An 18222-nucleotide genomic window follows, 5' to 3' on the forward strand; every position below is an offset into this window, starting at 1 on the left:
CGGGTCGTGAGAATAAATATGAGAGAACATTCTTATGTCAGAACAACCACTTACCCGCGTTAAGGCAAAAAGCACCGGGCGCGTACGCTTTATGGTGCTCGGTCTGGTGTTTATCAACATCATTATCAATTACATGGACAGAACCAATCTGTCGGTGGCGGCCACGCAAATGGCCGGTGAATTACAATTTACACCATTGCAGATGGGGCTGATATTTTCAGCATTTGGCTGGATTTATGCCGCATTGCAAATCCCCGGCGGCTTTATCATTGACCGCTTTGGCGCCCGCGTAGTGTATGGCGTGGGATTGTTTCTCTGGTCACTGATCACCGCGCTGCATGCCGTGGCCAGCAGTTTTGGCGCACTGATTGGTCTGCGTCTCGGCGTCGGGGCATTTGAGGCACCGGTGATGCCTTCCAATAACCGGGTGATTTCCAGCTGGTTTCCTGAAGAAGAAAGGGCCAGCGCCATCGGCATCTATTCTTCCGCGCAATTTGTCGGACTGGCCTGCATGACGCCGGTGTTATTTCATGTGCAGGATCTTTACGGCTGGCGAGGGTTGTTTCTGATCACCGGTGTGGCGGGCATGGTCTGGGCGCTGGTGTGGTATTGCCTTTACCGTGAACCGCTGGAGCATAAAGGCGTTTCTCAGGCAGAGCTTGACCATATTCGTGACGGCGGCGCGATCCTTGAAAGCCGGCAGGAAGCGGCGAAGCGCAAATTTGTCTGGAGTGACCTCGCGCTGATGTTCCGCAGCCGCAAGCTGGCCGGCATTTATTTCGGTCAGTTCACCATTTCAGCCACCTTCTGGTTTTTCCTCACCTGGTTCCCCACCTATCTGGTGCAGTACCGGCATATGGATTTCATCAAATCAGGCTATATCGCCTCGGTACCTTATCTGGCCGCTTTTGTGGGCGTGTTGCTGGCGGGATTTGTCTCTGACCGGTTAATCAAACGTGGCGTCAGCGCCAGTTTTGCCCGTAAAGCACCGGTGATTTTGGGTATGGCGCTGACCCTGTTCATTCTGGGTGCGAATTACACCAATGATCCGACGCTTATTATCGTCTTTATGTCGGTGGCGTTTTTTGGCAACGGCCTGGCGACCATCACCTGGGTATTCGTCACGGCACTCGCGCCGCGTCACCTGATCGGGCTGGCGGGTGGGGTGTTTAATTTTACCGGCGCGTTGTCATCGATTGTGGTGCCGATTGCCATCGGTGCGTTGATAAGCGGAGACAACTTCGCCCCGGCGCTGGCGTTTATTGCTGTACTGGCGGGGCTTGGGATCTGTTCTTACCTGTTTGTGGTGGGGCGGATCAGTCTTGACCCCCCGGAACACCCTACACAGGATGAGGAACGAGCTGCGCGGTGAGCTGGCGTAAGCCGGTCAGGCGCGTTGCGATGTCAGCTTCACCGGTATTCCACATGCCGGCGAAGGCCAGCGCGGCGTTATGTGCACCCAGCGGTTGTGCCATCGACACCTCGCCGTCGTCATGCTGCCAGACGACATAACCCTGCTCACGCTGCTGCGCCAGATAAGGTGCCATCGTCTGCCACTGTTCCTGTGTGAACCGTGCCTGCAATGCGTCATCACTTTCAGCCGCAAGCAGCGACATACCAATCACAGATTGCCATGCGGGCAGCATATGAAAACCGGCCAGTGCCTGACTGACCTGAAGACCCGGTTCAGAGTGATAAATATAAGTGACCTGATCCTCCCACAGCACGCCCATTGCCACCACGATGTCTTTAGGGGCGTGGCGCTCAAGCAGCGGCAGAGCCTGCGAAAACAGTGCGGAGCCGCGGATAGATTGCGCGGCAAGGGCGTGGATGCCCGGACCGGGAAGATAGCGCCGCTGATCATCCTGCTGGGTCAGCCCCATGGCCGCCATGGTCATCAGCAGCCGGTTCACCCGGGTCGCGTTGATATCCATCAGGCGTGCCAGTTCGCGACAGCCAATGGCACGGTCACTGGAAACCAGATATTGCAGACAGCGTATGCCGTCGATAAGGCTTTGATTCGGTTGTGATGACATGGCGCGCTTCAAATGAAAATACGTAAAACGATTTTATCGTCAGTTTTAGAGGAAACAAACTTTATGCAAATTTTTCCGCAAACCGGTGCCCGTGAATTTCCGCAACAACAGATGCACACTGATTTTCTGGTCGCCGGTGGCGGTCTGGCCGGGCTGTGTGCTGCACTGGCCGCTGCACGTGACGGGCTGAAAGTCGTGCTGGTTCAGGACCGGCCGGTGCTGGGCGGCAATGCCTCGAGCGAAGTCCGCTTATGGGCGAACGGCGCCACCTCGCATATGGGCAACAACAACCGCTGGGCACGCGAGGGCGGTATCATGGGCGAAATCATGGAGGAAAACCTTTACCGCAACAAAGAAGGCAATCCGGTGATGTTTGATCTGGTGTTACTGGATATGGCCAGAAGCGAGCCGAACCTGACATTGTTGCTCAATACCGCCCTGTTTGAGGTGGAAACTGAAGGGAGAAAAATCATACGGGTGAAAGGTTTTAACGCCATCAACGAAACCTTCTACAACATCAGCGCCACACAGTTTTGCGATGCGACCGGTGACGGCGTGCTCGGGCATCTGGCCGGAGCGGAATACCGTGTTGGTGCGGAAGATCCCGGCGAATTCGGTGAAAAAATGGCACCGGGTGATAACTTCGGTCATAAGCTCGGGCACTCGATCTATTTCTACACCAAAAAAGGCGGGGCGCCGGTGGATTTCGTTCCGCCGTCTTTTGCCCTGCAAAATATTGAAGAGATCCCGCGCTATACCCGTCTGACCTCCACGCTCAACGGTTGTGATTTGTGGTGGCTGGAATGGGGCGGGCGGCTGGATACCGTCCACGACAGCGAAGAGATCAAATGGGAGCTGTGGAAAATAGTTTGGGGCGTGTGGGATCACATTAAAAACTCCGGCCAGTTTCCGGAAGCCGCCTGCATGACCATCGAATGGGTCGGCGCCATTCCCGGCAAACGCGAAAGCCGCCGGTTTGTCGGCGACCATATCCTTTGCCAGCAGGACATTATTGAACAGCGCGACCACTATGACGCGGTGGCTTACGGTGGCTGGTCGATCGATTTGCATCCCGCTGATGGCGTTTACAGCAAACATGACGGCTGTCGCCAGTTTCACAGCAAAGGCACTTACACCATCCCTTACCGCAGCCTGTACAGCCGCTCGCTGGAAAACCTGTTTCTCACCGGACGGCTGATCTCGGCTTCCCATGTGGCGTTTGGCAGTGCGCGGGTGATGTGTACCTGCGGTTTACTGGGCGAAGTGGCCGGTCGCGCCGCTGCACTGTGCCATCGCGGGCAACTGAATGCGCCGCAACTGGCGGAGAAAAACCGCATCGGCGTGCTGCAACAGCATCTGCAACAGACCGGTTGTTATATTCCGCGCCAGTGGCTGGAAGACCCGGCACAGGGCGCGCATGTCTCGGTCAGCAGCGAACTGTTACTGCGTGAACTTGCCGCCAGCGGGGAATGGACGTCCCTTGACGCGCGGATGGCATTGCTTCTGCCGCTGAAAGCCGGGGAAACGCTGCCGGTAATGCATTTTACGTTGCGTTCCACGTCGCCGCAGCCGCTGAAAGTCAGCCTGCTGGGATCAGCGCGTGTGGGGAATTTCACGGCGGATACCCCGCTGGATGCGTGCGAAATTCAGGTCAGCGGTCAGGGGGAATATACGGTGAAATTTACTCATCAGAGCCTGCGCGACGAATACCTGTTTATCGCTTTTGAAAGCAATAAACAGGTGGATATCGCCCTGAGCGGGAAACTTCTGCCCGGCATCATGACCGTTTTCAACAGCCTGAATGCACGCGTGGCAAAACACACGCGGCAGATTGCAGACGGCGATTATGGTGTGGATGAGTTTGATTTCTGGCTGCCGCGCCGCCACCCGAATCAGATCCTCCCGGCACTGCGCTGCCAGCCTGCGCTGCGTTGTTACGCTGCCGGTAATCTGCTAAATGGCCGTCTGCGTCCGGAGCAGCAAACAAACGCCTGGGTGCCTGACCTGAATGATCCTGCGCCTTCCGTATGCTGGCACTGGGAAACGCCGCAGAAGATACAGGCGCTGACGCTGATATTTGATAACGATTTTGATAATGCGATGGAAAGCGTGCAGATGGGGCATGCGCTGGCGGTGACGCCGCATTGCGTGACGCATTACCGCCTGTGGGCAGACGATGAGTTGCTGGCGGAAGTGACGGGTAACCGGCACTCAGTCTGTGAGCATAGTGTCCCGTCCGGCCGGTCTGTCCGCCGGATCCGTCTTGACATCGTCAGCACCGCAGGCGGTGTGCCGGCGCTGTATTCGCTTAATTTACGCTGATTTTTGAGCACGGGGCTTACGCCGCGGCGCAGGTATATTCTGCGCCGCGCTATGTGCTGTCACCATTTGTCTGAACGCCAGCAGCGCGGGGGTTTCACCATCCTGACGCCACGCCATATGGATTTCAGCGAAGGCGTCCGGGTGGCTGAGCGGGCGGAATTCGATGCCTGAAAAGGCCAGCTGGCGGGCACTTTCCGGCACAATCGCCAGCCCGACACCGGCGCGCACCAGCCCGAGAATGGTATGGGTCTGGCTGCAATGTTGAACGTAATGTGGCACGACATTAGCCTGCGCAAACAGCCCGGCGATACAGTCGTAAAAATATTTACCTTCGCTGGCGGAGTACATAATGAATGGCTGTCCGGCGAAGTCACGCAGACGGATGCGCGGTTTTGCGGTCAGTGCGGATGAGGCAGGCAGCGCAACGCATAATGGCTCGCGCAGCACGCAGTGATAGGCCAGCGGAAATAACGCCACAGGCTGGCGCACAAAGCCGATATCCAGCGTGCGTGCCGCCAGTGCCTGAAGCTGCGCTGACGACACCATTTCCTTCATCACCAGCGTGATTTCAGGTAATTCCTTTGCAGCCAGCGCAATAATCTGCGGGATCTGCCAGTAACCACTGACCGCTGTGAATCCCAACGTCAGCCGGCCAATTTCTCCTTTTTCAACCCGTTTTACCGTCTCCTGTGCCTGCCCGGTAAATTCGAGGATCAGTTTTGCATCGCGCAAAAATGTCTTGCCCGAGGCCGTCAGGCTGACGTGCCGGTTGGTCCGTTCGAGCAAACGCGCACCCAACGCATGCTCGAGTAACTGGATCTGACGGCTCAGCGGTGGCTGCGTCATGAACAATCTTTTTGCCGCCCGGCCGAAATGTAATTCCTCCGCGACCGCTACAAAACAGCGCAACTGGTTTAATTCAATCATTCAATTTTTGACTTGTTCCATTGTCTTTTTAACTTAGACCGTATCGTCAAATGTTTCTACTCTGTTAATTAATTTGGATTTTTTAGATCTAAATGGCGTGGCCGAAACGCCAAAAACTGTGCATCCGGTCACAAAAAGCAGGGAATGCAATCATAAGTCTGGAGAGAAAATATGACGTCCCCTACAGATGTGTCAGATAACGCAAAGCCGGTCATCCGTGAGTCAGCGGCTGAAGCGGCAAAACCGGGTCATTTCCGTTACGTGGTTCTCGGGATGATTTTTGCCATCACGGTGATTAACTACGCCGACCGTGCCACGCTGTCGATTGCCGGTACCGAAGTCTCGCGGGTGCTGAATCTGGATCCGGTCATGCTCGGCATGGTTTTTTCGGCGTTCGCCTGGGCGTATATGATCGGGCAAATTCCCGGTGGCTGGCTGCTGGATAAATACGGCGCACGGCGGGTGTATGGTTGCAGTCTGGTGTTCTGGTCCGTGTTTACTTTGTTGCAGGGCACGGTGGGCTGGTTCGGGGTCAGCGGGATTTCGGCGGCAATCATGCTGTTTTTCCTGCGCTTCATGCTCGGGCTGGTGGAGTCGCCGGCGTTTCCTGCCAATGCGCGCATCGTCGCCTGCTGGTTCCCGACCAACGAACGCGGCACCGCCACTTCACTGTTTAATTCCGCACAATACATGGCGATCGGCGTGTTTACGCCGATCATGGCGTGGCTGACCCACGCGCTGGGCTGGGAACATGTGTTCCTGTGGATGGGCTGCGTCGGGCTGATTGCCGGGATCCTCTGGTTCGTATTGTACAAAGAGCCACACAGCAGTCCGCACATTAAACCAGCCGAACTCGAACACATCCGCGCCAACGGTGCGCTGGTTGATCTGGAACTGAACCGCCGAGCCTCACGTCAGCGATTCACCTTGCGTGAAGTGATGCAACTCTTCCAGAGCCGGACGCTGTGGGGCATTTATATCGGCCAGTACTGCATCACCTCGATGAGTTACTTCTTTATGACCTGGTTCCCGATTTACCTGATCAAAGGGCGGGGGATGACGGTCATGGAAGCCGGATGGGTGGTGGCGTTACCGGCCATCTGTGGTTTTACAGGCGGTGTACTCGGTGGCGTAATGTCAGATTATATGATCCGCCGCGGTGTCAGCCCGTCGAAAGCGCGTAAAACGCCGTTTGTGCTCGGGATGTTCTTCGCGGCGATGCTGGCCATGGCCAATTTTGTCACCACTGATGCGGCGGTGATTGCGCTGATGACGCTGGCATTTTTCGGCAAAGGCTTATCGGCCATCGGCTGGGCGGTGATGTCGGATACCGCACCGGAGAAAATGATCGGCCTGAGCGGCGGGGTGTTTAACTGCCTGGGCAACGTTGCCGGGATTATTACCCCTGTCGTGATCGGTTATATCGTCGCGGTAACCGGCTCCTTTAACCTCGCGCTGTGGTTTGTCGGTGCGCACGGTTTGCTGGGCATGTTTGGCTATCTGGTGGTTGCCGGCAAGTTCGAGCGCATGGTGATCCGTCAGGATACGCGGGTAAAATGAGAATTGTTCTTGATATGGCAATGCGTGTCATTAAACTGCGTGCAGCATTATTTCCCTGCATTCAGAATGAGAAAAATTCATGGAGTTGTTACGTGTTGTCTTTAAGCAATATCGCTGGCCGTTTTTAGGCGTTATGGCGCTGAGCCTGCTCAGCGCCGTTCTGGGTATCGGGCTGATCGCGTTTATCAATCTCAAGCTGATTGAAACCACACAAGGCTCCCTGAGTGTTCTTCCGCAATTCCTCGGATTACTGCTGCTGCTGATGGCCGTCACGCTGGGCTCACAGCTGGCACTGACTGTGCTGGGTCATCATTTCATTTACCGTCTGCGCGGCCAGTTCATTAAACGTATCCTTGATACTGATATCGAACGCATTGAGCAAATCGGCAATGCGCAACTGCTTGCCAGCCTCGGCAGCGACATCCGTAATATCACGCTGGCGTTTGTGCGCTTACCGGAGCTGGTGCAGGGGATTATTCTGACCCTTGGCTGCGCCGGTTATCTGGCGTGGTTGTCGCCGGAAATGCTGCTGGTGACGGTGATCTGGCTGCTGATCACCATTTTCGGGGGTTTCAAACTGGTATCACATGTTTATCGCCATCTGGCGAAAGTGCGCGATGCTGAAGACAAGCTGCAAAGCGATTATCAGAAAGTGATTGAAGGGCGCAGGGAACTGGCGCTGAACCGCGAGCGCGCCCGTCATTTGTTTGATGATGTGTACCGTAAAGATGCGCAGGAGTACCGGCATCACATTATCCGCGCTGATACCTTCCACCTCAGCGCCGTGAACTGGTCCAATATTATGATGCTTGGCGCGATTGGCCTGGTGTTCTTCATGGCGAACACGCTGGGCTGGTCGGATACCGACGTTGCCGCGACCTATTCCCTGACGCTGTTGTTCCTGCGTACGCCGATGTTACAGGCAGTAGGCGCATTGCCGACGCTGCTCAGCGCGCAGGTGGCTTTCGATAAACTGAAAGCGCTTAAACTGGCAGAGTATAAAGAAGCCTTTACACCTGCCCTGGCCAGCGGAAAATGGCACATCCTTGAACTGCGCGACCTGACGTTCAGTTACGCCGGCAAAGAAGAAGGCGAAGGTTTTGGCGTAGGTCCGCTGAACCTGATACTCACCCGTGGCGAACTGGTGTTCCTGATTGGCGGCAACGGCAGCGGTAAATCGACGATGGCGATGCTGCTGACCGGTTTGTATCAGCCGCGTTCCGGGCAAATCCTGCTTGACGGCGTGCCGGTCACTGCTGAAAACGCCGAACAATACCGGCAGATTTTCTCGGCGGTGTTCACTGATTTCCACCTCTTCGGTCAGTTGCTGGGTCCGCAGGGGCAGAAGCCTGATCCGCTGCTGGTGGAAGACTGGCTACAACGCCTGAAAATGAAAGAAAAACTTCAGTTCAGCGGCCATGAGGTGACTAACCTGCAACTGTCTGCCGGACAGCGTAAGCGTGTGGCGCTGTTGCTGGCGGCAGCCGAAGGGCGAGATTTCCTGTTGCTCGACGAGTGGGCTGCCGATCAGGATCCGCAGTTCCGCCGTACGTTCTACCGTGAGCTGTTGCCACAATTGCGTGACATGGGTAAAACCGTGCTGGCAATCAGCCATGATGATCACTATTTTGAACACGCCGATCGACTCCTGGAGATGCGACAGGGCAAATTACACGAACTGCACGGACAGGCACGTATTGATGCCAGTCGTGATGCGGTCGCACAGATTGGAAGTCACTAAATTTTTTTACTGAAGGCAATGGAAAATGAACTGGAATGAAGTGATGGTGTGGGGCATCAGTGGCGCAGTGATGGGATCGCTGATTGGCGCATTACACAAAAAAGGCAAAATTGGCCGGGTACCTGCGGTGACCTTATTTCTGGTGCTGATCATCGGTGGCAACCTGTTGTGGGGCGGTGTGATCAAGCCGCGTCTGGCAGGCAACAGCGAAGAGCAGAAAATTGATCAGGCGCTGGCTGCATTGCCGTTGTATAACACCATCAGAATGCAGGAACCGGCCCTGTATGCGCAGATCCGCAGTCATATTCTGACGATGAAGAAAGAAGGAAAACCGCAGCAGGAAGCCATTGATACCGTTAAACCGATGGTGTCAGCGCTGCTCTCGCAGCGTATCAGCCATGCACCGGACGCCAATGTGAACCAGGCGATGCAGGTGAATCTGGAAGAAATGCAGACCCTGCAGGCGCGCAAAGACGGCAGCTGTTTTAAATTTCTTTATCCACAAGTCAGCGGCGGTGTGAACACCGCGCAGGTGCTGCCGCCGGAACTGTTCCGCAAAGATCTCGACACCATGAATGATTTACTGCTGGCAACCGGCAGCGGGCAAACTGCTATGCCAGCACCTGTAAGCACGGAGAAAGTGGTGCAGATGATGGCACCGGTGCGTGAGGCGCTGGCCAGTATGTACGGCGAGCAGTTACAGATGTTCAATGATCTGACCCAGCCGGATGTCGATCGCGAAAAAGTGTGTGAAATCTCTGTCAGCCTCTATTCCGGTATCCTGGCGCTCAGGCCTGCAGAGTCTGCGGCTATACTCAGAGTGATGTTAGGTAAAAACAACTAAATCCCAGGCTCTTTTCAGAGAGTTAAACGCTATTTTTCCGGCTGAGAAAGCGTATTCTTAGCCGGATTTTTCAAACAATAATTTCCTGAACTCCCGGAATCATCCTTCTATGCAAAAAATGTTAAGAGTGCCGTTATTGCTGGCATTGTTGTCATGTCTGCTGATAACGCCGGTGCTGAGCCAGGCCGACGAAAGTACAGGCCAGCCCGCCACGGCGGAACAACCGGTTAAAGTTAACGCCACGATTGCGCTGCCGGCATTACAAAAGCGTCTGGATCAGCTTAAACAGCAGGTCTCTTCGGCAAAAACCGATAAGAAATTTACCGGACTGACTGATGCAGCGCAGAAACTGGCCGAAGATGCCGACAAGCTGACGGCCGCGCTGACACCGGAACTGGCGCAGGTACAGGCGCAGCTCGACGTGCTGGGTCCGGCACCTGCGCCGGGTACCATCACTGAAACGCCGCAGGTGATCAGCCAGCGTAATAAGCTCAACAACAGCAAAACGCTGCTGACTACGCAAATTGAGCAGACCAAAGCCATCTCCGTTGGCGCGCAAAACCTGTCTTCGCAAATCGCCGGATTACGTCGCGATGCGCTGAAAACGCAGATTGCGCTCAATACCGGTAGCATTCTCGGTGGCAATTTCTGGACACCGCTCATTACGCCAAACGCTGACGATGCGGCGCGTTTTGATGATTTCGGTTCGCAGGTTAAGGACGCCTGGGCGCAGGCGTGGAGTGATGACTGGCGCATCGGCACCGCGATTTACCTGTTACTGGCGCTGGCGATTGGTCTGGCGGGGCGTCGCGTACTCGACAGACCGATAAACTGGATCCTGCCGCGCTGGTTACCGCAAGGGCGTTTTCGTCGCAGTTTCCTGGCTTGTTTCACTACGCTGAGCACCACGCTGACGCTCGGCATCAGTGTTCAGTTGCTCGGGTATATTTTCACACGTCTGCCGGATACCTCACCGTGGGTGACAGAGTTCGCTGAACAACTGGTCGAGCTGACCTATTTCTCCGCCGTGATCGCAGGCCTGGGCATTGCGTTACTTTCCAACAATCATCCGTCATGGCGTTTGCCGGGCATTGCTGATCCGCTGGCCAAAACACTGGCGTCGTTCCCGATCCTGCTGGCGACCTTTATCTTCCTGTTCGGCATTATTGAACAGCTAAACAATCTGGTCGGTGCCAGCGTTTCGGCAACGTTATTTGGCAACGGGCTGGCGGCGTTACTTGTGGCGCTCAACTGCCTGATCGCGCCGGTGCGTATCAACCGTATGCGTCGCAAGATGAAGGCCGAAGGCGAGCAGACCGAAGCACGCTCCACGCTGGCCGGGCTTATCCACCTGGTAATAAGCCTGACGGCATTTGTCATTCTGATGGCGCTGCTGATTGGCTATATTCCGCTGGCCCGTTTTGTGACCTTTGAACTGTTGTGGATAGGTCTGGTGGTCAGTTGCCTGTATCTGCTGATCCATTTTGTGGTTGACCTGTGCGAAAGCCTGTTTTCTCCGACAACACACAGCGGCAAAATCCTGAAAGGCACGCTGAGCGTTAATGACCGTCATCTGTCCCTGGCCGCAACCTTATTCTCGGCAATCGGCAAAACCGCACTGCTGCTGATGGCCGCCGTCGCGCTGCTTAACGGGACTTTCGGGACGACAACCCCGCTGGAACTGCTGGCCAAAATCGTCGATATCTGGGGCGGAAAAGGTCTCGAAAGCATGAACATCATTCCGGCGCATGCGGTCAACGCAGTGCTGTGTCTGGTGATCGGCTGGTATATTTTGCGCTCGGCACGCCGCTGGCTGGATAACGATTTCCTGCCCAAAACCATGATGGATCGTGGTATGCGTGCGTCGCTGGTGACACTGTTCACCAACGTCGGCTACGTGCTGATCATCCTGCTGACGCTGTCGTCGCTGGGCATTGAATGGAATAAACTGGCGTGGATCGTCAGCGCCTTGTCGGTCGGTATCGGTTTTGGTTTACAGGAGATTGTGAAGAACTTTATCTCCGGTCTGATCCTGCTGACCGAGCGTCCGGTAAAAGTCGGGGATTTGATCAGCATCAGCGGTGTGGAAGGGGATATCCGTCGCATCAATGTGCGTGCTACGGAAATTCAGCTCGGTGATAAATCAACGGTGATTGTGCCGAACTCACAGCTGATTTCACAGAACGTACGCAACGCCACCATGGGTAATGCGCAGGGCGTGGCGACCATCACGCTGACGTTCCCGCTGGATATCGACCCTGAACAGGTACGCACCTTATTACTGGAAGCCTACAATCTGCATGAATCCATTCTGGAAGCGCCTGCGCCATCGGTCAGTTTTAAAGAACTCGGCCCGACCGGGATCGTGCTGAGTGTGACCGGCTACGTGAACAGTCCGCGCATGGTCAGCGCTACGCGCAGTGATTTGCTGTACGAAATCCTCAAAATGCTGCGGGCAGCGGGGATCAGTCTGAGTCAGACGCAGACGATGATCCTTGAGAAAACGAATGATCGGGTCGTTCCGGCAGAAGAATGATATGTGTGGGATTACGGTCCCACACGCCGTTTTAACTTCAACTTCAAGGTCGTGGGCGTCGGCCCACACCGACAAAACCTTGGGTTGCCACCCAAACTGGCCTTAAGAGGCGCCTATCGCCGCGCCTCTTAAGAATCTCCGGCTCTTTCACTGCGCGCTCCGCTTGCTGGCTATGTTTCAGGCATCACAGCGATAGCCGCAAAATCCCGCCGCTGCGCGGTTCCCTCCCTTCGGGTTACAACCCGCGTAATAAAGACACGCGGTTTTCCACCTCTCATCCGGCGTGATTTTGGAACCGGCCTCAGGCTTCTACTTCACAACCTCACTGATTTTGATATGAAAAGCGGATTGGTTTTGAATTTAAGATCGTGCGGGCGATTCAGAAGTCTTGCTGAGCGGAGCGGCCTGGAGACCAGAGGCTCCAGGACCGAGAGAAGGCACCGCGTAGCGGCAAGATTTCCAGCCGGTCACTGATGTACCTGAAACATGGCCGACTGCGATAGCGCGCAGTAAAAAAGCGGAGGGAGATCCAAGAGGGAGAAAGCACTTCTCCCTCTTGGGCGGTTTCGGCGCAGCGCGTCAGGTAAGCACCGCACGTGAGAAACCGAAATTTTCTCGATCAGGCCTGCACTGCAAGTGCTAATTCCGCCTCCGATGTATCAGCAAATAAACCGCCGGGATCACCAGCATCGACAGCAGCGGGGCACTCACCATGCCGCCGATCATCGGCGCGGCGATGCGCCGCATCACTTCTGAACCGGTGCCGCTTCCCCACATGATCGGCAGTAAACCCGCCATAATTGTGGCGACGGTCATGGCTTTTGGCCGGACACGCAACACCGCGCCATGATGAATGGCGTCGCACAGTTCTGCCTCACTCATCTCCTCACCGGCTTTCTGCTGGCGCTGCACCGCCTGATTCAGATACAACACCATGATTACCCCGAATTCAGCAGCGACACCGGCCAGGGCGATAAAGCCGACGGCGGCGGCGACCGACAAATTGAAGCTGAGCAGGAACAACAACCAGACGCCGCCGGTCAGGGCAAACGGCAAGGTCGCCATGATCAGCAGCGCGTCACGGACACTGCTGAATGTGACATATAACAGTACGAAGATAATCAGAAGGGTCACCGGCAGCACTATTTTCAGTTTTGCCGTAGCGCGCTCCAGATACTCAAATTGTCCCGACCAGCTGACCGTCACGCCTTCCGGTAATTTTACCTGCTGGTTCACCGCCCGTTGCATGTCGTCGACCGCAGATTTCAAATCGCGTCCGCGCAAGTCAACATAGATCCAGTCAGAAAGACGGGCGTTCTCACTTTTCAGCATCGGCGGACCGTCGGTGACGCTGACCGATGCCAACGCCGACAACGGTACCTGTGCACCGGAGGCTGTCAGCACCGGTAAGTCACGCAGCGCCTGCACGTTGTCCCGCAGTTCACGCGGATAGCGCAGGTTGATCGGATAACGTTCGCGGCCTTCCAGGGTTTCACCGATATTTTCTCCACCGACCAGTGTCGAGACCAGCGATTGTAGTTCAGCAACCGTGACACCGTAACGTGCAGCTTCGCGCCGGTTGATTGTAATATCGACGTAACGGCCGCCTTCCAGCCTTTCGGCCAGCGCTGAGGTTACACCCGGCACTTTTTTCACGATATGCTCGATCTGCTGAGCAATCTGCTCGATTTGCGCAATATTATTACCGTTCACCTTAATGCCTACGGGGCTTTTGATGCCGGTGGCCAGCATGTCGAGACGGTTGCGGATAGGCGGTACCCAGACATTGGCGATACCCGGTAATTTCACCGCATTGTCGAGCTCCGTCACCAGTTTGTCCGGTGTCATACCCGGCCGCCACTGGTCGCGCGGTTTAAAGCGGATCGTGGTTTCGACCATCGTCAGGGGAGCCGGGTCAGTGGCGCTGTCTGCCCGTCCGGCTTTGCCAAATACACTGGCGACCTCCGGCACTGTTTTGATTAACCGGTCCGTTTGCTGCAACAGCCGCGCCCCTTCCCGGGCTGAAATCCCCGGCAGCGTCGACGGCATATACAGCAGGTCGCCTTCATCGAGCGGCGGCATAAATTCACTGCCCAGTTTTGCCAGCGGATACAGGGACACCAGCAGGAACAGACCGCTGCATAACAGCGTGATTTTCGGGCGTTTCAGCACGGCGGAAAGGGCCGGCTGATAGACAGCGACCAGCCAGCGGTTGAGCGGGCTGGCATTCTCATCAGGAATTTTGCCACGGATAAAATAGCCCATCAGCACCGGTACCAGCGTGATGCCCAGCCCGGCAGACACCGCCATCGCATAAGTTTTGGTGAATGCCAGCGGGGAAAACATCCGGCCCTCCTGTGCTTCCAGCGAAAACACCGGAATAAACGACAGGGTGATGATCAGCAAACTGCAAAACAGCGCCGGACCGACTTCCGTGGCAGCCCGCTCAGACACTTTCCAGTAATCTGCCGGTGCCGGTTGCTGACCGGGATGCTCATGCCGCCACTGTTCCAGTACCTTATGCATATTCTCGATCATCACAATCGCGGCATCGACCATCGCACCGATGGCAATCGCGATGCCGCCCAGTGACATGATATTGGCGCTGACGCCCTGATAATGCATGACGATAAATGCACCGAGAATGCCAAGCGGCAGGGTGATAATGGCCACCAGCGCAGAGCGGAAGTGAAACAGAAACAGCGCACAAACCACCGCAACTACCACAAACTCTTCCAGTAATTTATGGGATAACGTGTCGATGGCATTTTCGATCAGTGGCTGACGATCGTACACCGGTACAATCTCCACGCCCGCCGGCAATGTGCGGGCGAGAGCATGTAACCGCTGTTTGACCGCTTTCAGGGTTTCCAGTGCGTTTTTACCCGAGCGCATAATAATTACGCCGCCCGCCACCTCGCCTTCACCGTTGAGCTCCGCCACACCGCGCCGCAGTTCCGGGCCGGTACGCACGGTAGCAACATCCGCCAGCAGCACCGGGATCCCGCTGTTAACCGTCACCACCACGTTGTTGAAGTCCTCCGGACTTTTGAGATAGCCGGAGGTGCGGACCATATATTCAGCCTCACCCATTTCCAGCAGTGAACCGCTGCTTTCCTGATTGGCGTTTTGCAACGCGGTCACCAGTTGCTGGTGTGTTACGCCACGGGCGCGCATTCGTTGCGGATCGGCCACTACCTGATACTGACGCACCATGCCACCGATGCTGGCGACCTCAGAGACATCCGGCACCGTTTTCAGATCGTAACGCAGCGTCCAGTCCTGCAGGGCGCGCAGTTGTTCGAGGCTGTGTTTGCCGGTTTTGTCGGTCAGTACATACTCATAAATCCAGCCGACACCGGTCGCATCCGGCCCCAGCGAGGCTTTTGCACCTGCCGGCAGTGAGGACTGCACCTGGCTCAGATATTCCAGCACGCGGGAGCGCGCCCAGTAAGGATCGGTGCCGTCATCGAACAGCACGTAAACATAGGCATCGCCAAACATTGAAAAACCGCGCACGGTTTTCGCACCGGGCACCGACAGCAGGGTAGTCGTCAGCGGGTAGGTCACCTGATCTTCGATGATTTGCGGTGCCTTACCCGGATAACTCACGCGCACAATCACCTGCACGTCAGAGAGATCCGGCAGGGCATCGAGCGGGGCTTTTTGTAATGACCAGATGCCCCATCCCGCCATCATCAGCGCGGCGAGTAACACCAGCAGCCGGTTTTTCAGCGACCAGCGGATCACGGCGGCAATCATAAATCCCCCCCGTGCTGATGCGTGTCTGACAGCGGAGTTTCTGTCGCCGGCAGCGCGCTGCGCAGGCTGGCTTCGGAGTCGATCAGGAACTGTCCTGATGTCACCACCGCCTGGCCTTCATCGAGGCCGGATAGTATTTGTGTCCAGCCATCACGCGTCGCGCCCGTGGTGACCGCTTGCGGGGTGAAATGCCCGTTACCGTCGTCGAGCAGCACGGTATTGCGGCTACCTGTCTGGATCAGCGCTTCCTGGGGAATGGCCAGAACCGCAGCCCCGTCACCGACATCCGGCGACAAATTCAGGTACATGCCGGGACGCAGGGTCTCCTGCGGATTCTCCATTATTACGCGGGCTTTCAGTGTCCGGCTGACGGCATCGATATCCGGCAGCAATTCACTGACCGTGCCGTGAAAAACTTCGCCCGGCTGACTGTCGGCGCTGGCCGTGACTTTGCTGCCGATCCGGATCTGGCTGGCGGCGGAAGGCGGATAATCCATCACAATCCATACCTGCTTCAGACTGGTCAGTTCGAATAACGGCTGCGAGGCGCTGACCTGCGCACCTTCACGTACGGCAAGCTGACTGAGATAACCGTCTTCCGGCGCCACGACGTCGATGCGGGTTTGCGGCTGACCGGTTTTATCCACGCGGCGCAAAATGTCTTCCGGCATAAACTGTAAGGCCAGCCGCTGACGGGCGGCGGTGGTCAGGCTGCGGTCGCCAAGCTGACGCACGGCCAGGTATTCCTGCTGCGCGGCGGTCCAGTCGGGGATCCACAACGTGGCCAGTTTCTGGCCCTTTTTCACCCGCTGCTGACTGGCGGCAACGTAAAGTTTTTCGACTAAACCGTTCGCACGCGCGGCGACGGTGCGCAGGCTGCGTTCATCGGCGCTGACCGTGCCGTAGACATTCAGCGTGGCGGATAACACCCGGCGTTGCACTTTCTCACTGCGTAATCCCAGATTCTGTTGCTGGCGGGCACTGACCGTCACACCGTCGTCACCGGTGACTTCATCGGCGTAACGTGGCATCAGTTCCATATCCATAAACGGCGATTTACCCGGCTTATCAAAACGCTGGCCGGGTGTCATCGGATCATACCAGTACAGCACTTTGCGCCCGGCGGGCGCGGCAGCTGTCTGCGTTGGTTCCGGATGACTGTGGCGGCCGGCGACGTAACCGGCGCTCAGCGCGGCCACGATCGTGATGGTCAGCAGGCTATAAGTTTTAGCATCAGTCATTAATGAATCTCCTGTGGGGCCAGATAACGCAGGGCGACCCAATAACGGGCCACTTCCAGCGCGGCATTACGTTCGGCAATCTGGCTGTCGATCAGGTTACGGCGGGCGTCGAGAACCTCATTCAGGCTGCTTTTCCCGGCGCGATATTGCGCCTGAATCACGCTGATACGCTGCTGTTGCAGCGGGATTACGTCATTTTTTTGCCGCTGCCATAATGTCGTGGCCGCCTGATATTGCGTCAGCAAGCTGGTCAGCTGCGCCTGATGATCGCGTACCCGTTGCGCCAGCCGGTCATTGCTTTCCATTGCCATCGACTGATCGGCGGCGTGATCTTTATCCTGACGTGAGGCGGTAAACAGGGGCAGATCAACGGTAAACATCACGCCCGCCAGATCTTCATAGCCGTCAGCGCGGTGGCCGTAATACACTTCCACACCGACGTCGGGCAGTGCCGCAATGGCCGACTGTGAGGATTTCGCCTGCGCCACCTCGGCTTCGCGCCTGGCCTGAATAATTTCAGGATGCTGTTCGACGCTTCCGGCCTGTAACGCCTGCGCCGGAAGTTCGGTGAAAGGCGGAATGGCGCCGTTAATTTCAGGCTGACCGATACCTGTCAGCTGACTTAAACGGGTGCGGGCCAGCTGAACATCGCGTCCGGCCTCAGTCAGTTTGTCCTGCATGCTGATAAGTGTCAGGCGTGCGTCCAGCACCGAGGCGGGCAGCGAACTGCCGCCACTGACGCCACCCCGCTGAACACCAATCTGATGCTGACTTTCGTCCACCAGTTTTTGCAATTGCGAGACAGTTTGCCCGCCGATCGCCATCTCCATCCAGGCCAGGGCGGCCTCGCGCTGCAAACGTGCCCGGATACTTTGGCGGGTAGCCGCGACTTCCCGGGACTCCGCCCGCAGCGTGTCCGCTTTGCGCTGACGTTTATCACTGCTGATGTAATCCTGCATGATGCCGATACGTTGCATTGTCATGCCTTCACGGGTAAACCGGTCGGTGTTGCCGCCGCTGACCGGCAGATTTTCGATGCCAAATTTCAGCTTCGGATCCGGCAATTGCATGGCCAAACCGGCGCGGTTATCCAGCGCATCTGCCTGGTGACGGCTGGCAGAAAGCTCGGCGGAATAATCCTGCGCAGCAATCAGTGCCTGCGGCAGGGTAACGGGTGTGGCAAACGCGCTGACGGGCACAAAAGCCAGCAGCCATTGCCACGTCACCCGGTGGTGACGCGGTAAAACAGACAT

11 protein-coding genes are annotated in these 18222 nt (G+C 56.4%); 6 read left to right on the forward strand and 5 right to left on the reverse strand.

Going from position 1 to position 18222, the window contains the following annotated elements; all coding sequences use genetic code 11:
* Nucleotides 1-34: 34 nt before the first annotated feature.
* On the forward strand, nt 35-1372 hold the full coding sequence (locus tag ACOZIO_RS00360) for an MFS transporter (RefSeq protein ID WP_129951054.1): 1338 nt from the start codon (nt 35-37) through the stop codon (nt 1370-1372).
* On the opposite strand, the gene ACOZIO_RS00365 is transcribed toward ACOZIO_RS00360, so the two are convergent.
* Nucleotides 1341-2036: an IclR family transcriptional regulator domain-containing protein gene (locus ACOZIO_RS00365; protein ID WP_129951055.1), complete on the reverse strand. Its 696-nt coding sequence runs from the start codon at nt 2034-2036 to the stop codon at nt 1341-1343. The genes ACOZIO_RS00360 and ACOZIO_RS00365 overlap by 32 nt on opposite strands.
* A gap of 63 nt (nt 2037-2099) precedes the next feature.
* Here ACOZIO_RS00365 and ACOZIO_RS00370 point away from each other — a divergent pair, with 63 nt between their 5' ends.
* The gene (locus tag ACOZIO_RS00370) at nt 2100-4358 is read left to right on the forward strand and encodes an FAD-dependent oxidoreductase (protein ID WP_129951056.1); all 2259 of its coding nucleotides are present in this window, start codon (nt 2100-2102) and stop codon (nt 4356-4358) included.
* Here ACOZIO_RS00370 and ACOZIO_RS00375 read toward each other — a convergent pair.
* Nucleotides 4350-5285: a LysR family transcriptional regulator gene (locus tag ACOZIO_RS00375; protein WP_129990840.1), complete on the reverse strand. Its 936-nt coding sequence runs from the start codon at nt 5283-5285 to the stop codon at nt 4350-4352. The two genes, ACOZIO_RS00370 and ACOZIO_RS00375, sit on opposite strands and share 9 nt — an antisense overlap.
* Before the next feature lie 171 nt (nt 5286-5456).
* Here ACOZIO_RS00375 and ACOZIO_RS00380 point away from each other — a divergent pair, with 171 nt between their 5' ends.
* The 4 genes from ACOZIO_RS00380 (at nt 5457) to ACOZIO_RS00395 (ending at nt 11966) form a co-directional block, all read left to right on the forward strand.
* On the forward strand, nt 5457-6845 hold the full coding sequence (locus tag ACOZIO_RS00380; protein WP_421594796.1) for an MFS transporter: 1389 nt from the start codon (nt 5457-5459) through the stop codon (nt 6843-6845).
* A gap of 79 nt (nt 6846-6924) precedes the next feature.
* Entirely contained in the window at nt 6925-8586 is a 1662-nt protein-coding gene (locus ACOZIO_RS00385) for a multidrug ABC transporter permease/ATP-binding protein (RefSeq protein ID WP_421594797.1), read from the forward strand.
* A 25-nt stretch (nt 8587-8611) separates the two neighbouring features.
* Nucleotides 8612-9430: a hypothetical protein gene (locus ACOZIO_RS00390; protein WP_421594798.1), complete on the forward strand. Its 819-nt coding sequence runs from the start codon at nt 8612-8614 to the stop codon at nt 9428-9430.
* A gap of 109 nt (nt 9431-9539) precedes the next feature.
* The gene (locus ACOZIO_RS00395; RefSeq protein WP_129951061.1) at nt 9540-11966 is read left to right on the forward strand and encodes a DUF3772 domain-containing protein; all 2427 of its coding nucleotides are present in this window, start codon (nt 9540-9542) and stop codon (nt 11964-11966) included.
* A 639-nt stretch (nt 11967-12605) separates the two neighbouring features.
* Here ACOZIO_RS00395 and ACOZIO_RS00400 read toward each other — a convergent pair.
* The 3 genes from ACOZIO_RS00400 to ACOZIO_RS00410 are packed head-to-tail and all read right to left on the reverse strand — an operon-like array spanning nt 12606 to nt 18222.
* Nucleotides 12606-15728: an efflux RND transporter permease subunit gene (locus ACOZIO_RS00400; protein WP_421594799.1), complete on the reverse strand. Its 3123-nt coding sequence runs from the start codon at nt 15726-15728 to the stop codon at nt 12606-12608.
* Nucleotides 15725-16969: an efflux RND transporter periplasmic adaptor subunit gene (locus ACOZIO_RS00405; protein ID WP_421594800.1), complete on the reverse strand. Its 1245-nt coding sequence runs from the start codon at nt 16967-16969 to the stop codon at nt 15725-15727. The genes ACOZIO_RS00400 and ACOZIO_RS00405 overlap by 4 nt, the downstream gene beginning before the upstream one ends.
* The gene (locus tag ACOZIO_RS00410) at nt 16969-18222 is read right to left on the reverse strand and encodes a TolC family protein (RefSeq protein WP_377424968.1); all 1254 of its coding nucleotides are present in this window, start codon (nt 18220-18222) and stop codon (nt 16969-16971) included. The genes ACOZIO_RS00405 and ACOZIO_RS00410 overlap by 1 nt, the downstream gene beginning before the upstream one ends.

This window comes from Rahnella sp. PD4 (assembly GCF_049199325.1).
GTDB lineage: Bacteria > Pseudomonadota > Gammaproteobacteria > Enterobacterales > Enterobacteriaceae > Rahnella > Rahnella perminowiae.

Coding starts and splice junctions, on each gene's coding strand:
- ACOZIO_RS00360 (WP_129951054.1), top strand. CDS start 35: ATGTCAGAACAACCACTTACCCGCGTTAAGGCAAAAAGCACCGGGCGC.
- ACOZIO_RS00365 (WP_129951055.1), bottom strand. CDS start 2,036: ATGTCATCACAACCGAATCAAAGCCTTATCGACGGCATACGCTGTCTG.
- ACOZIO_RS00370 (WP_129951056.1), top strand. CDS start 2,100: ATGCAAATTTTTCCGCAAACCGGTGCCCGTGAATTTCCGCAACAACAG.
- ACOZIO_RS00375 (WP_129990840.1), bottom strand. CDS start 5,285: ATGATTGAATTAAACCAGTTGCGCTGTTTTGTAGCGGTCGCGGAGGAA.
- ACOZIO_RS00380 (WP_421594796.1), top strand. CDS start 5,457: ATGACGTCCCCTACAGATGTGTCAGATAACGCAAAGCCGGTCATCCGT.
- ACOZIO_RS00385 (WP_421594797.1), top strand. CDS start 6,925: ATGGAGTTGTTACGTGTTGTCTTTAAGCAATATCGCTGGCCGTTTTTA.
- ACOZIO_RS00390 (WP_421594798.1), top strand. CDS start 8,612: ATGAACTGGAATGAAGTGATGGTGTGGGGCATCAGTGGCGCAGTGATG.
- ACOZIO_RS00395 (WP_129951061.1), top strand. CDS start 9,540: ATGCAAAAAATGTTAAGAGTGCCGTTATTGCTGGCATTGTTGTCATGT.
- ACOZIO_RS00400 (WP_421594799.1), bottom strand. CDS start 15,728: ATGATTGCCGCCGTGATCCGCTGGTCGCTGAAAAACCGGCTGCTGGTG.
- ACOZIO_RS00405 (WP_421594800.1), bottom strand. CDS start 16,969: ATGACTGATGCTAAAACTTATAGCCTGCTGACCATCACGATCGTGGCC.
- ACOZIO_RS00410 (WP_377424968.1), bottom strand. CDS start 18,222: ATGTCTGTTTTACCGCGTCACCACCGGGTGACGTGGCAATGGCTGCTG.